The organism is Cylindrospermum sp. FACHB-282 (assembly GCF_014697195.1).
GTDB lineage: Bacteria > Cyanobacteriota > Cyanobacteriia > Cyanobacteriales > Nostocaceae > Cylindrospermum.
On the sequence record NZ_JACJRJ010000082.1, the window covers coordinates 1 to 13,427 of the forward strand.

13 protein-coding genes are annotated in these 13,427 nt (G+C 43.2%); 5 read left to right on the forward strand and 8 right to left on the reverse strand.

Annotation, left to right across the window (positions count from 1 at the left end; translation table 11 throughout):
• Positions 1–116 precede the first annotated feature (116 nt).
• From H6G32_RS25460 to H6G32_RS25485, 6 genes are all read right to left on the reverse strand, one after another.
• Positions 117–983, reverse strand: coding sequence for a PEP-CTERM sorting domain-containing protein (locus tag H6G32_RS25460; protein ID WP_190463426.1), 867 nt, complete (start codon positions 981–983; stop codon positions 117–119).
• A 429-nt stretch (positions 984–1,412) separates the two neighbouring features.
• Positions 1,413–2,600 carry an LL-diaminopimelate aminotransferase gene (locus tag H6G32_RS25465; protein WP_190463428.1) on the reverse strand — a complete coding sequence of 396 codons (1,188 nt, stop codon included), beginning with the start codon at positions 2,598–2,600 and terminating at the stop codon, positions 1,413–1,415.
• 42 nt (positions 2,601–2,642) lie between these two features.
• A complete protein-coding gene (locus H6G32_RS25470) occupies positions 2,643–2,978 on the reverse strand; it encodes a thioredoxin family protein (protein WP_190463429.1) in 336 nt (111 codons plus the stop codon).
• 268 nt (positions 2,979–3,246) lie between these two features.
• Positions 3,247–4,023 (reverse strand): PspA/IM30 family protein, encoded by a 777-nt coding sequence (locus H6G32_RS25475; protein ID WP_190463431.1) that lies wholly within the window; start codon positions 4,021–4,023, stop codon positions 3,247–3,249.
• A gap of 162 nt (positions 4,024–4,185) precedes the next feature.
• The gene (locus tag H6G32_RS25480; protein ID WP_190463433.1) at positions 4,186–4,911 is read right to left on the reverse strand and encodes a PspA/IM30 family protein; all 726 of its coding nucleotides are present in this window, start codon (positions 4,909–4,911) and stop codon (positions 4,186–4,188) included.
• 85 nt (positions 4,912–4,996) lie between these two features.
• Positions 4,997–6,253 carry a hypothetical protein gene (locus H6G32_RS25485; RefSeq protein WP_190463435.1) on the reverse strand — a complete coding sequence of 419 codons (1,257 nt, stop codon included), beginning with the start codon at positions 6,251–6,253 and terminating at the stop codon, positions 4,997–4,999.
• A gap of 125 nt (positions 6,254–6,378) precedes the next feature.
• On the opposite strand from H6G32_RS25485, the gene H6G32_RS25490 reads away from it, so the two are divergent.
• Positions 6,379–6,936, forward strand: coding sequence for a DUF721 domain-containing protein (locus H6G32_RS25490; RefSeq protein ID WP_190463437.1), 558 nt, complete (start codon positions 6,379–6,381; stop codon positions 6,934–6,936).
• Positions 6,937–7,417: 481 nt separating this feature from the next.
• Positions 7,418–7,702: a hypothetical protein gene (locus H6G32_RS25495; protein ID WP_190463439.1), complete on the forward strand. Its 285-nt coding sequence runs from the start codon at positions 7,418–7,420 to the stop codon at positions 7,700–7,702.
• 157 nt (positions 7,703–7,859) lie between these two features.
• Here H6G32_RS25495 and menB read toward each other — a convergent pair whose 3' ends face one another.
• The gene (menB, locus tag H6G32_RS25500; protein ID WP_190463441.1) at positions 7,860–8,693 is read right to left on the reverse strand and encodes a 1,4-dihydroxy-2-naphthoyl-CoA synthase; all 834 of its coding nucleotides are present in this window, start codon (positions 8,691–8,693) and stop codon (positions 7,860–7,862) included.
• Between the two features lie 237 nt (positions 8,694–8,930).
• Here menB and H6G32_RS25505 point away from each other — a divergent pair, with 237 nt between their 5' ends.
• The 3 genes from H6G32_RS25505 to H6G32_RS25515 all read left to right on the forward strand — a co-directional run bounded on the left by H6G32_RS25505 (position 8,931) and on the right by H6G32_RS25515 (position 11,305).
• Positions 8,931–9,779 carry an Rpn family recombination-promoting nuclease/putative transposase gene (locus tag H6G32_RS25505; RefSeq protein WP_190463445.1) on the forward strand — a complete coding sequence of 283 codons (849 nt, stop codon included), beginning with the start codon at positions 8,931–8,933 and terminating at the stop codon, positions 9,777–9,779.
• Positions 9,780–9,820: 41 nt separating this feature from the next.
• A complete protein-coding gene (locus H6G32_RS25510; protein WP_375539819.1) occupies positions 9,821–10,054 on the forward strand; it encodes a DUF4351 domain-containing protein in 234 nt (77 codons plus the stop codon).
• A gap of 141 nt (positions 10,055–10,195) precedes the next feature.
• Positions 10,196–11,305 (forward strand): hypothetical protein, encoded by a 1,110-nt coding sequence (locus tag H6G32_RS25515; protein ID WP_190463443.1) that lies wholly within the window; start codon positions 10,196–10,198, stop codon positions 11,303–11,305.
• Between the two features lie 233 nt (positions 11,306–11,538).
• Here the strand turns inward: H6G32_RS25515 and menD are convergent, their stop codons facing one another.
• Positions 11,539–13,269: a 2-succinyl-5-enolpyruvyl-6-hydroxy-3-cyclohexene-1-carboxylic-acid synthase gene (gene menD / locus H6G32_RS25520; RefSeq protein WP_190463444.1), complete on the reverse strand. Its 1,731-nt coding sequence runs from the start codon at positions 13,267–13,269 to the stop codon at positions 11,539–11,541.
• Between the last annotated feature and the right edge of the window lie 158 nt (positions 13,270–13,427).

Here is a 13,427-nt window from a genome sequence, read left to right on the forward strand (position 1 = left end):
CATGCTCCCTTCTCTGGTGCTACGCACATTAGTCAGGGAACTGTCGTCAACTCACGCGCCATTCATCCCACGCTCCTAAGAGTGAGGCGTGGGGCTTCTGTCGGATAAGCTAAAATCTATTTTGCTGACTGTAAGTATTTCTTTTTCAACATCCAGAAACCACCAACTAAAAGCACCATACCAGGAATAGTAGTGGGTTCAGGCACCTGATCCGGTACGGTTAAAGACACATTTGCGAGGCTGATGTTAGCTCGTGCAGATGTAGTATCATCTCCCAGAAAAATAAAGTTAGAAGTTCTGTAAATATCACCGGCAAATCCAGTAGCAGCCGTGTAATCCCGTAGGGAACCGCTTAATAGAGAGGTAGAACCACTAGTCAATGTATAGGAGTTTCCAGAAACGGTCAAATCATAAGTGGTTAGGCTTCCAAGCAACGTTGATAAACTGCCAATTTGTTCACCACCACCATTAAAAGAGGAATTATTCTGAGCAAAAATCTCAGTATCTCTAAAACCTAATTCTATTCCTTGCTTGTCACTACTAAGAACTATAATGCTGAAGCCTGCACGATTAGCTCCATTAGTCCCATTATTGAATTGGGAATTAATTTTTACTGTAAAACTGAGTGTGTACCCAGCATTTCTATCCAGGGAGGGAAATGAGGAGTTAACTGGGGTAGTAGGGGTAATGGTAAAAAAAGGAGAAGTAGTGCTTCCAGCGACTGTGGCATTGTAGTTGCTGTAGCCAGCATATATACCGTTACTTGTGGTACTTAAATCTGTATTTAAAGTTGTCACACCCCCGCTGACGCTTTGTGTGCCATTAGTAGTTGAGGCAAAATTTAGCCACGGCGATGGCGAATTGTATTGATCAGGGGTGACATTTGATGCACCATCATAAAGAGTGATTGATACAGCCTCGCTGGGGTTGGCTGTCATTAACAAGGTCAATCCAACGGTAATAGCAGCTATTGTTTTTTTCATGCTGATTTGGATATTTTGATAATTTAGACATTGACAATAAAGGTTAGATATGTATTTTATGTAATAGCAATACTAGTAGAATTGCCAAAAATAATGGAATACATAAGCTTTTTATACATAATAACTAGTAACGCCCACACTGCAACAATTCCAACATAAAAATCTGGTGAAGTTTTGAGGTTGGAATGTTTACCAATATTTATACGCTTAATTACGTAAATAGCTAATAGGACTTAACGGACAGGAATTAGCAAATACAGGGTATGGTTTGTGGAATTAAAAGTCCTAAGAACGTGCGTTAGGGAACCCACGCTACTGGTAGGACACATATTTATTTATACGGTGCGTAAGTCCTAGCTAAGATATGGGATAAACATTATACTGATATCATCTCTTGGACTAAAATCCAGTAAAAAGGGTTGTTGATAGTTACTTAAGAAACTCAGCAATTCGTTCTACAGCGGTTTCTAATATAGGTGGTTCATGGACTAAAGCAAAGCGGACATATCCTTCTCCAGATTTACCAAATCCGGCACCAGGGGAAGCGGCTACACCTGTTTTTTTGACTAGCTGTTGACAAAATTCTATTGAGTTTTGATTCCAAGGTTCGGGTAATTTTGCCCAAATGTACATTGTGGCTTTGGGTGTGGGGACGTTCCAGCCAATGCGGTGTAAAGCGGTAATGAAGGTATCGCGGCGTTGACGGAAGGTAGTGACAGCAGATGTTACGCCAGTTTGGGCCCCGGTGAGAGCGGCGATCGCCCCATTCAAAATCCCCTGATATTGATTAAAGTCTACAGCGGCTTTTACCTGGCGTAGGGCGTTAATCAATTGAGCATTGCCGATCGCATAGCCAATGCGGAAGCCGCCCATATTGTAAGACTTGGACAGGGTGAAAAACTCAATTGAGACGGTTTTTTCTGGGTCAGCTTGGAGAATTGAAGGTACTAGGGATTTTAGATTTGGGGTGTCTTCTTGAGAAAATACCAAATCTACGTAAGGGAAATCATGAACCAAAACGAGATGATGTTGCTGACAAAAGGCTACAGCTTCTTGGAAAAAAGATAATGGTGCGATCGCACAAGTGGGATTGTGGGGATAGCTTAACACCATCATCCGCGATTGATCCAAGACAGCAGCGGGAATATCGCTAAACACTGGTAAAAAATTATTTTCTGCCAGGATAGGCATTGAGTAGATTTGACCACTGGCTAAATGTACTCCCCCAGCGTGGGAGGGATAGCCTGGATCAAGCAACAGGGCAAAATCCCCTGGATTAAGCACTGCAAGTGGTAAATGGGCTGTACCTTCTTGGGAACCAATCAGGGGTAAAACCTCGGTTTCTGGATCGACTTTGATGCCGAATTTTTGCTGGTACCAATTGGCTGCGGCTTGGCGAAATTCCTTGGTACCGTTAAATAACAAATAGCCGTGGGTAGTGCGATCGTCAAGAGATTTGGCGATCGCATCAATCACATGAGCCTCGGCTGGCAAATCAGAAGACCCCAAGGACAAATCAATTAACTGCTTTCCAGCAGCTAAAGCCACAGCCTTGGCCTTGTCCATATCAGCAAATACATTAGATTGCAGGGGTTGTAAACGCTTCGCAAACTGCATATGAGTTAGTCATTAGTCATTGGTCATTAGTCATTAGTCTGACTAATTACTGTTTAAGTGTTGATCTAAAATGCTGAGTAATTTGACTTTGTTAATCACTCCTTCAATAGATTCCAACAGTTGGTTGCCTTTAATTAGTCTGAGTGCTGGTACACCTTCTACCTGGTACTGCTTCACAGTCAGGGGGTTAGGGTCAATTTCCATTTTGACAATTTTTAGGCGATCGCTATATTTCGTAGCAGCTAAGTTAATTACTGGCGACATCAATTGACAAGGCCCACACCAGGAAGCCCAAAAGTAAACCAATACTGGCAGATCGGTTGTCAATACTTCGCTTTCAAACTCAGCATCAGTTATGGTGATTGCACCCTTACTCATTACACTCTCCATCAGGTGGCATCGATCAAACTTGGCACACACAATACTCTATCCCAATGTGAGAGCCAGTGGTTATTAGTCATTGGTCAAACAGGTCATTGGTCATTAGTCAAACAGGTCAAACAGGTCATTGGTCATTAGCAAGAACAAACAGGTCATTGGTCAAACAGGTCATTGGTCATTAGCAAGAACAAACAACTCACAAAATGATGGGAAATCCCACAACCTAGAGGCGTGGGATTAGCGCTTTCTTATTTGTCTGCAAAGGTTACAGTTTATCCAATTCTTTCTTGAGGGCCTCCAAGTCAGTATCAACTGGCTGAGTGGGTTTAGGAGCGGTAGTTGGTGACGACGGTGGCAGTTGTCCTTGATTTGTGGGAGTAGCAGGGGGTAGCATCTGCGCTTTCAAAGCTGCCAACTCATCATCAACATCGCTGCCAGATTCCAACCGGGCAAATTGGGTTTCTAAATCTGCACCCGCTAACTCTCCTGCCGACTGGGCCCGGGCTTCTTGAATTAAGACTTTTTCTTCCATCCGCTCAAAAGCAGACATAGCGCTGCTGGTATTCATCCCACTCACCATGCCTTGGAGTTGCTCTTGAGCTTTGGCAGTGGTAATCCGGGCTTTGAGCATTTCTTTCTTGGTTTTGGCCTCAGAAATCTTGCTCTCTAGCTGGATTAAGTTGCGCTTGAGGGTTTCCACCTGAGTATTTTGCTGATCTAGGCTGGCTTTGAGTGCTGTGCCGGTTTCTGTATAAGTCTTTTTGCGCTCCAAGGCTTGGCGTGCTAGGTTTTCATCACCTTTTTGCAGCGCTAGTTGGGCATTACGTTGCCATTTATTGATTTCGTTTTGGGCATCGTTGTACTGTTTCTCAGTGCGTTTTTGGGCGGCAATGGTCTGAGCAACCCCTTGGCGCAGTTGTACCAAGTCTTCCTGCATTTCCAGGACGGCTTGATCTAACATTTTTTCCGGGTCTTCTGCTTTATTGACCAGGTCGTTGAGGTTAGCACTAACTACACGCCTAATACGATCAAATAATCCCATAACTTTGTTTTTCCTTTGGTTGTTTACGCGCTTTGCTCGACAATTAACTTTTTTACTGTTTAATAACTACCTATTTCCCGATCATCTTTCCAGTTTAGATCGTTATTTCATGGTGATTCTGAATTGTGAAGATATGATCAAGCTTCAGTTTGTTACCCAATTTCAGCGATCTTGAGTATTTGGTAACTGCTGTTGGCTACTTTGGCTTCCCTCCTGGAGATGACTGCCTTGATTGATAACTTGATTCTTCATTGTTGCCAGTTCAGCATCAATATTATTAGTAGATTCCAATGAGGTAAATCTTTGTTGGAGATCATCGCTACCAACTTGAGCGATCGCTTCTGATTTAGCTTCTATCTGCAACACCTTTTCTTCCATCCGCTCAAAAGCGGCCAAGCCCGTTGTGGCAGAAACGCCACTCAGGGTTTCTTGGAGTCGATAAGAAGCCTCAGCAGAACGGGCGCGAGCGATGTACATATCTTTTTTGGTTCTTACCTCGGTTATTTTTAACTCTAGCGATCGCATATCTTGTTTTAGCTTAACTACCACATTGCTTTGCTGCTCTATTTGGTTTGATAGGGCTGTAGCGGTTTCTTTGTAAGCTTGGCGTTTGGTGAGGGCTTCCCGTGCTAGAGCTTCGTTACCTTGTTGCAGTGCCAATTGGGCGCGGCGATACCATTCCTCAGCTTGTCCCTGTGCAGCTGCTGCTTGCCGTTCAGTACGTTTTTGGGTAGCGATCGCCCCTGCTACACCCGAACGCAATTGCAGCAAATTTTCCTGCATTTCCATAAAGGCTTTTTCCAGAATTTTTTCTGGATCTTCTGCACTGGCCACCAGACTATTGAGGTTAGCGCGAATTACCCGCAGGATACGCTTGATCAATTCCATTTTCGCTCTCCATTCACTTTGTGCCAGTCAATAGGCAGAGGCTCGTCATAGATATTTACCTCATGGTATCTTAGATTTTTGCCCCTCATGGCTGCTGGATGCGTGCTTTAAGTCCCTTTGCCTGTAACTGTTGTAACCTTTGTTCGACTTCCGCTTTAGTCTTCATGGCAGCCAAGTAAATATATTTTTGGTTGCGTGAAAAATAAGCATCAGGAACTACTTGCCGTGCAGCTGCTAAAGCGCCATCACCTTGATTATCAATAACTATATGATAAAACCCATCTGCTGCCGGTTTGGTTTCTAAATTCACCTGTGGTGGAGTTGCAGTTGCTGTTGCTAAGGGTTCCTCCGTCGCCTTGGGAACTGGATTTAGGGGAGGCAACGGTTGCACTGTGGTGGGATTTAGGGGAGGCAACGGTTGCACTGTGGTGGGATTCATCGGTTGGGGAACAGTCAGGGTGTTAGGCGTTGACTTAGGAATTGGTTGAATTTTAGGTTTTAAGCCCACTAAATCATTAGGATCTCTCACCGCTGGAAACTCTTTGGCTGCTAAATTGGGATACTTGGGTATAGAAGTGAGTTCTGCCTGGGCTGTTGGTTGAGGATTACTCGTAATTCCCTCGGTATTTTCGTTATTGGGCGACGAACTGCTATTCAACAAATTGGCTAAATTCAACTGTGGCAAGTTTTTGGGATTGAACACTATGTAGCCCAGGGTAAGACTTGCCACTAAAAGCAGCAAAATCGAACCGATACCCAAAGGTGATAGCAGACTGTCGCTAGTAGTATTGCTTGGCTTTTTGATTTCTGGTTCTTCTGTTGTCAGACTTCGCAGCAGTGCTTCACTAGATTCTAAATAGTCATCTGGCGCTTGGGGGGTGTTCTCTGGTTGTAGGATATTTTCTTTCTGAGGAGTCTTAACCTCCGTAGGCACTATACTGCTGCTAATTTTTGTTTTTGAATTTGGTGGTGGTGGGGGTGGTGGCGTTTGTGTTTTGGTGGCTGCTGTCCGTGATGGTACTAGGAGATCATCTAGTTCATCAGTCTTGTTTTTCCCTAGGGCAGAGTTCCCCTGAGGCGATGTGATTCTATTTTCTGCTAGTAATGGCAGTGTTTTGGCCGCTGTGGTTCTCATGTCAGTCAACTGCTGGGGTTGACTATTGATGTAATTTTCACCACGGGATGGGTTTACTGCCCTCGATCTGGTGCGTGTGCGTCGGTATCGGGTTAATTCTTGATCTAGCTGCACTTCTAAACTCGCCAGTGCTGCCCCTAGTGCGGGCTTTAACTCTGGTGTTTTAGATAATTGAGTCCCAGAATCGAACAGGGGATTTTGACTCATTGCCTGTATGCCTCACACATAAACTGCTGGATGAATTTTAAAGACATTTTTGGAAAAACTAGCGAAAATTGTCTAAATAGATATAGATCCCAGAACTAAGCTTAATTTTTGCTCTCTTTGGCAAGATGTCTTTTAAATCAGTTAATGATATTTTAGGCGGTCTGCAACAGCAGGCTAAATGGCAGGAGCCACCACTTCAAGGTTTGCTCAAATGTTGGGCGGAAGTCGTGGGGGTGGTAGTTGCTGCACATTCTCGACCAGTGTCAATTCAGCGCGACGTTTTGTCGGTAGCAACTTCTAGCGCTGCTTGGGCGCAAAACCTGACATTTGGACGCCAACAGCTACTTTTAAAAATAAATCAAAAGCTGCCTACGCCTTTGGTGGATATCCGTTTCTCTAGTGCTAATTGGCGGCTTCCACCAGAGGAGCAAAAGCCAGAACAAACGGTTTTGCCCCATGAACATCCCAGTTACTTGGGCGATGAAATTTTCTCTGTCCCTAATGTTACACCTACTCTGAAGAACGTAAATGCTGCTTTTGGGGATTGGGCTAGAGCAATGCAAATGCGATCGCATCATTTACCCCTTTGTCCTCAATGCCAATGTCCCACCCCACCCGGTGAACTCCAACGCTGGAGTGTCTGTTCTCTCTGCTCTACTAAACGAGTGCCAAATAATTCTTAAGGGCTTTCCTGGGTATTGGGTATTGGGTATTGGGTATTGGGTATTGAGAACTACGTTAGGATTCAGGTTCTCCTTTTATACTTCTTCGCCAAAAATCAATCGTAAAAGCACATAATTTTGTTCAGATTTCAGATAATTATCTGCTATATTATCAAGCCCTGCTCGATGATCTAGACAAATTAACCTAGGAGGCAGTGGCTTGAGGATACCTTACGGATAAATTTAAAAAGCTGATTAAATCCAAAGGTAGAGTTTTAACCTTGATCCCTAATAACTTTTGGCTAAAATTAAGTGCGTGGACACTTCAGCTATCGTTTACATATATAACAAGAATATAAAAACATCATAAAGTTTATTTATTACTGGGGATCGCTACAACCCATAGAAAATAATGGCTTTTTGGCACTTATGCCTATTTAGATATACAAGCAAAATATAAAGGTGAAGATTCTGCCCTCAACACCACTAAAGATCTACCAAAATGAAACCCATTAAACCAGTAGCATCTGCCTGTCGTTATTGCCGTCATTATCAGCTAGAGGGTCGTCGTGGTGGAATGTGCCAGAAGTTGGGCGCACAAGTGCAAGCATCTTGGAAAGCTTGCTCTTTCGCGCTTCCAGCCTTTGCGCCTCCTTGGGAAACTTTAGAAGATGCCTGGAGTTTGCCCGTAGCAACCCCAGTTTTAGCTACTTCTCACTCTTTAGCTTCAGATTTAGATCATATTGAACTGGCCCCTGTTGAACAAACAGCTACTTGTACCTCATAAGAGGAAAAAGTAAACACCGTTCTAATTTAGCCAAGCATTATTACTGTAATCAATTTTTAGTTTGCTGAATATAAGATTAGCCGTTAATATTTCTGATGCCGTAAATTTTGGCATTTTGAAAAATCGCACCTGGTTTAAGGGTGCGATTTTGGCATTTTTAAGGTAACCAAGGGAAATCGCGAAAATTTGGGGGACGCTTTTCGAGAAAGGCTTGTTTGCCTTCAGAACCCTCTTCGGTCATGTAATACAGTAAGGTGGCGTTACCAGCGAGTTCTTGTAAACCGGCTTGTCCGTCACAGTCAGCGTTAAATGCTGATTTGAGACAACGAATCGCGATCGGACTTTTTTCTAAGATTTCTTGCGCCCACTGTATCCCTTCGGCTTCTAGCTGTTCGACTGGGACAACTGTATTAACTAAACCCATTTCTAAAGCTTGTTGGGCATTGTATTGGCGACAGAGAAACCAAATCTCGCGCGCTTTTTTTTGTCCGACAATGCGGGCGAGATAGCTAGCACCAAATCCACCGTCAAAACTGCCCACTTTGGGGCCAGTTTGTCCAAAAATGGCGTTATCGGCGGCAATGGTGAGGTCACAAATCAAGTGCAGCACATGACCACCACCAATTGCATATCCGGCAACTAAAGCAATTACTACTTTAGGTAAGGAACGTATCAATCGTTGCAAGTCCAGCACGTTTAAGCGGGGAGTGCCATCATCGTCTACATAACCGGCGTGTCCCCGGACGCTTTGATCACCTCCTGAACAAAAAGCATATTTTCCATCAGTGTGGGGGCCTGCGCCAGTCAGAAGAATTACACCAATTTTAGAATCTTCACGGGCATCACAAAAGGCTGCGTACAGTTCAAAGACGGTTTTGGGACGAAAGGCGTTGCGCTTGTGGGGGCGGTTGATCGTGATTTTGGCGATACCGTCGGTTTTTTGATACAGGATGTCTTCGTAAGTTTTGACGGTTTCCCAGTTGGTTTGCATGGGGATAGCTGCGTGGTAGTGCTTGAGAATTTTATCGCGGTCTTGGGGAAAATGCGATCGCTAAGATTAATGTTTCGCGCACCAGCGAAGCGTATCCCTTCGGGACACTTCGTGAACGCGGAGCGTGCCGGAGGCTCTAGCACGAAGTGCGTTAGACGCAAAGGTGCAAAGAAGAAGGTGTCTGTGCTATCTCCAGCCTTTAAAATGCGGTAATTGTCTGGCTGTGGAGGAATGACAATGCGACGCGACACCATCTTTTATAAATTGTTTAAGCAGTTTCCGGGATTGCTGTTTGAATTGGTAGATGAACCACCCCCAGAAGCAGCAGGATACCAGTTTGAATCGGTTGAGGTGAAAGAAACGGCATTTCGCATTGATGGCGTGTTTCTACCTCCTGATAATGCAGTTTCTCAGGTGGTATTTTTTGCTGAGGTGCAGTTTCAGAAGGATGAGGATCTGTATCATCGCTTCTTTTCTGAGTTGTTTTTGTTTCTCTATCGCCACTCTATCCGTTACGATGACTGGTTTGGGGTGATAATTTTTGGTTCTCGGAGTCTTGAACCCTCAAATACAAGGATTCACCGGGGTTCGCTGGAAAGTGGACAAGTGCGGCGGGTTTATCTAGATGAATTGGGGGATTTGCGACAACAACCTTTAGGACTCGGTCTAATGTTGCTGACGAATATTACCGCTGAAACTGAAGCAATGGAAGCAGCGCGGTTTTTGCTGGCACAAGCACAGCAACAATCGGAACAAGCGATAATAGAGTTGGTAACGACAATTATCTTCTACAAGTTTTCTAATCTGAGTCGAGAGGAGATTGCAGCGATGTTGGGACTGATAACGGAAGAACCACGGGCTATTCGGGAAGCGAAGGAAGAAGGGGAGCAACAAGGAATAGTAAAAGGAGAGCGATCGCTAGTCCTACGACTATTAAGCCGACGATTGGGTAATATTCCCGATGCGCTTCTGTCTCAAATTCAGGCTTTGTCGGTGGAACGGTTGGAGGCTTTAGGTGATGCTTTGTTGGATTTCTCTACTCTTGCGGATTTGGAAGGGTGGTTACAAGGGGAAGTAAGGGGGTAAGTCTCACGCAAAGGCGCAAAGGCGCAAAGGAGATTGCGGCAATGTTGGGACTGATAACGGAAGAACCGAGGGCTATTCGAGAAGCGAAGGAAGAAGGAGAAAGAAAGGTCATTTTACGACAATTAAGCCGACGATTGGGTAATATTCCCGATGCGCTTCTGTCTCAAATTCAGGCTTTGTCGGTGGAACGGTTGGAGGCTTTAGGTGATGCTTTGTTGGATTTCTCGACTCTTGCTGATTTAGAAGGGTGGTTACAAGGTGAACTAAGGGGGTAAGTCTCACGCAAAGGCGCAAAGGAGGAGGAAGCGTGATGTTTTTGCCGCTTTTCCTCTGAGTGTATCGTTAATTTTGAGTGTTACTTAGTATAGTATAGGAATTGACTACATACTTACTTATAATTTCCGTATACCAAACTAATGCTTCGCTCAATTGAAATTGAAATTGATGATCAAAGTTGGGGTACAGCTACTGTTCCTACGGAAATCGCTCAACTTAAAGGAACACGGAATACAAATGTGCTTTCTGCTCTAATTCACACAGCACTTTGGACTCGTCCTCCTGTAACCTATGGCTTCCATCTCAGCGATTTCTGGGCGTGTCTTCGATACTACCCTGCAATTGCTGGTAGCTCTGACTTACGCTTATGTAAAGAATGGAATTCGATTGATCCTCATCAAAAAACTATTCTCAGTGATGAATTAGGTGTGGGTTTTACGACACAACTATTAATTGAAAAATTAGGATGCAAACAATTTGCTGATACTCTTCATGTAGTCAAGACTCTCCCTCATAAATTCCATCTTCCTAAATCAGCAAATAATGGTAAATACAAGTCTCCAGATTATATTGGATTTGATAGTCATTCAAATTACTATGTACTGGAGTGTAAAGGCTCTCAGTCATCAAAAAAGAAGCTTAAATTAGCAGTTGATAAAGGAATAAAACAGAAAAGTAATCTTACAACATTTGGTAAAACTAAAATCAAATATTCTCTTGTTGCTGGTTTGTTCATTGCACCAGAGGAAAAAAAACGATCAAAGTCCTGTATTCATATCGCTGATCCTTCTTGGGAAGAACTCAATGAGATACTAGAAAATTATACTACTGAAGAAATTAATACTTCTATTTCACAGATAACTTTGGCAAAACATCTGTCGCTAATTGGACTCAATACTGTTTCTCGTTCATTGGCTAATACTCCCACAGAACAACTTAGACGACTTCCAGATGATGCCCGTTCTGCGCTAAATAACTGGCTCACAGATGAACCGCAAGAATTTAGAACTATTTTTGATACAAGAGAAATTTACTCACAAGTGCCTGAAAGGACTTTTTTAAATGGTCGATTTCGTGTTCAGACACCAAACCAACTTTTAGCCCAATTAATTGATGATCAAGATGTTAGCAGTGTATTGAGAAATTTATCTTTTTCATCATTAGAGAGGCGTTGGAGTTTTGAATCTAATGAAACGATGTCTCAACTAATATCTCCATTTGAATTTGGATTTCAACTTGAATTTTTCTAATGTCTAAAAAACATTGTTGTTACACAGTTTTTCCCTTAATATTACAAGCATTTCACAGAAATTCTATATTTCATCTCGCTATTCAGTAATACCTAATTCGAGGGTTAAATTGCGGCTTTGCATAATCAAACTATGACTCTTGTGGGGTGGACATCTTGCCCGCCCAAAAATCAAGGACGGGCGAGACGCCCATCCCACAAAACTATTAAAATTATTGTGCAATTATACAAATTTTAAATCCTAATATCCACCGCAAAGTTTCCTAAATTCTCCTTTCTCCACTTCGCATCTATTTTGCGATTTGTCCTTACCTCTAAAACCCGAATACCTGTAGTTGGTAGCGGGTTTAATTTTTGCTGCAAATGCTGCCAAGAAATAATCAATTCATGCTGCACATTGTAAGTAGCGCATAACTGAGAAAAATCAATATCCTGGGGTGTGGCAAAAAATTCTTCAAAAGGTGGTTCAAAATTGGCGATGGGTAACATTTCAAAAATCCCCCCGCCATTGTTGTTAATTAAGATAATTGTCAGATGTCCAACAAATTTATTTCTAATTAAAAAACCGTTGGTATCGTGCAATAGGGCTAAATCTCCTGTTAACATCACGCTGCTTTGCTGACGATGTGCTATTCCCAAAGCGGTGGATAAAGTTCCCTCAATGCCATTTGCACCCCGGTTAAAATAAGGGTTTATTTTTAAATTATTCGGTTTCCAGAAAAATTCTACATCCCGCACCGGCATACTATTGGCAATAAACAGCGGTGTTTCTGGTGGGAGATTTTGGGAAATTAACCAAGCTGCTTTACATTCAATTAATTCTTCTATATTTTTAAAAGTATCATCAATATTTTTTCTGACTTTCGTTTCAGCATCACACCATTTTTGCAAATATTCCCAGTTTCTAGTTATTTCTAGTCTCTCAGTCTCCAGATTTTCTACAGATATCCGTAAATAGGTGGTTCTCCCGTGGAGAGGATCGAGATTTTGATCACTGTTGTCAATTATCCAGCGCCGGGGTTGTGTGGCATTTATCCAGGTACGCAGTTCTTTACTTGTAGGCATTTCCCCAATTTGAATTACTATTTCTGGTGTTAGCTGTTTTGCAAGTTGCTGATTTCGCAAAATTAAATCATAGGTGGAAATTAAATAGGGGTTGAGTTCTGCATAATTTCTCACGGGGGAAAGTCCCTCGGCTAAAATCGGCCAGTTGAGTGTTTGGGAAAGTTTAGCGATCGCACTACAATATTCCTGTGGTCGTCGCGGTTGGGCAACTCCAGCAATAATCAAACCGCGTTTACACTCTTTCCATTCTTCGGGAATTGGGTAATGGGTAATGGGTAATTGGTAATGGGTAATGGGTACACCAGCAAAAAACTCTTCTGGGTGCAATGTGAAATCAGTACCATCAGGTATCGGTGCAAGGGGGTCACGAAAGGGAATATTTAAGTGTACAGCCCCCCCTGTAGGGGCTTGGCAACGCTCCCACCCATAAATTATTGTTTGTCTCAAATAAGCTAAAATCCCCATATCTAGGGATGGCAGAGCTAATTCAGCTTGCCAGTTTGGGTAATTACCATACAATCTCACCTGGTCGATAGTTTGCCCAGAGTGACATTCTCGCAATTCTTGTGGTCTATCGGCGGTTAAAATCAACAAAGGGACACGACTTTCTTTAGCTTCAATTACCGCCGGGTAAAAGTTCGCTCCCGCAGTCCCGGAAGTGCAAACAAGCACCACAGGGCGTCCCGTGGCTTTAGCTCGTCCCAAAGCAAAAAAAGCGGCAGAACGTTCATCGAGAATCGAAATCGCCTCAATATCAGGCGCAAGTTGGGCAAAAGCGACGGTTAGGGGTGTAGAACGGGAACCGGGACAGATAACGGCGCAAGTCAAACCCAAGCGCTTTAGCGTCTGTGTCAAGATATAAGCCCAAACCTGATTAACATTCCTCAAAGCAATCTGCATCGATTCAAAGTATAAGAAAATTCATTACCGCACATTTCATCATATTTAGCTTAAACGAAAAGAAGCCCCACACTCACTCTTAGGAGTGTGGGATGAATTTTTGGGCGACGACGAATTGACCCCCAACTAATTCAAACCATAGGTTTGACAGGACGGGG

Excerpts from the sequence above, each read along its gene's own strand:
- H6G32_RS25460 (WP_190463426.1), bottom strand. The coding sequence starts at position 983 with ATGAAAAAAACAATAGCTGCTATTACCGTTGGATTGACCTTGTTAATG.
- H6G32_RS25465 (WP_190463428.1), bottom strand. The coding sequence starts at position 2,600 with ATGCAGTTTGCGAAGCGTTTACAACCCCTGCAATCTAATGTATTTGCT.
- H6G32_RS25470 (WP_190463429.1), bottom strand. The coding sequence starts at position 2,978 with ATGAGTAAGGGTGCAATCACCATAACTGATGCTGAGTTTGAAAGCGAA.
- H6G32_RS25475 (WP_190463431.1), bottom strand. The coding sequence starts at position 4,023 with ATGGGATTATTTGATCGTATTAGGCGTGTAGTTAGTGCTAACCTCAAC.
- H6G32_RS25480 (WP_190463433.1), bottom strand. The coding sequence starts at position 4,911 with ATGGAATTGATCAAGCGTATCCTGCGGGTAATTCGCGCTAACCTCAAT.
- H6G32_RS25485 (WP_190463435.1), bottom strand. The coding sequence starts at position 6,253 with ATGAGTCAAAATCCCCTGTTCGATTCTGGGACTCAATTATCTAAAACA.
- H6G32_RS25490 (WP_190463437.1), top strand. The coding sequence starts at position 6,379 with ATGTCTTTTAAATCAGTTAATGATATTTTAGGCGGTCTGCAACAGCAG.
- H6G32_RS25495 (WP_190463439.1), top strand. The coding sequence starts at position 7,418 with ATGAAACCCATTAAACCAGTAGCATCTGCCTGTCGTTATTGCCGTCAT.
- menB (WP_190463441.1), bottom strand. The coding sequence starts at position 8,693 with ATGCAAACCAACTGGGAAACCGTCAAAACTTACGAAGACATCCTGTAT.
- H6G32_RS25505 (WP_190463445.1), top strand. The coding sequence starts at position 8,931 with ATGCGACGCGACACCATCTTTTATAAATTGTTTAAGCAGTTTCCGGGA.
- H6G32_RS25510 (WP_375539819.1), top strand. The coding sequence starts at position 9,821 with ATGTTGGGACTGATAACGGAAGAACCGAGGGCTATTCGAGAAGCGAAG.
- H6G32_RS25515 (WP_190463443.1), top strand. The coding sequence starts at position 10,196 with ATGCTTCGCTCAATTGAAATTGAAATTGATGATCAAAGTTGGGGTACA.
- menD (WP_190463444.1), bottom strand. The coding sequence starts at position 13,269 with ATGCAGATTGCTTTGAGGAATGTTAATCAGGTTTGGGCTTATATCTTG.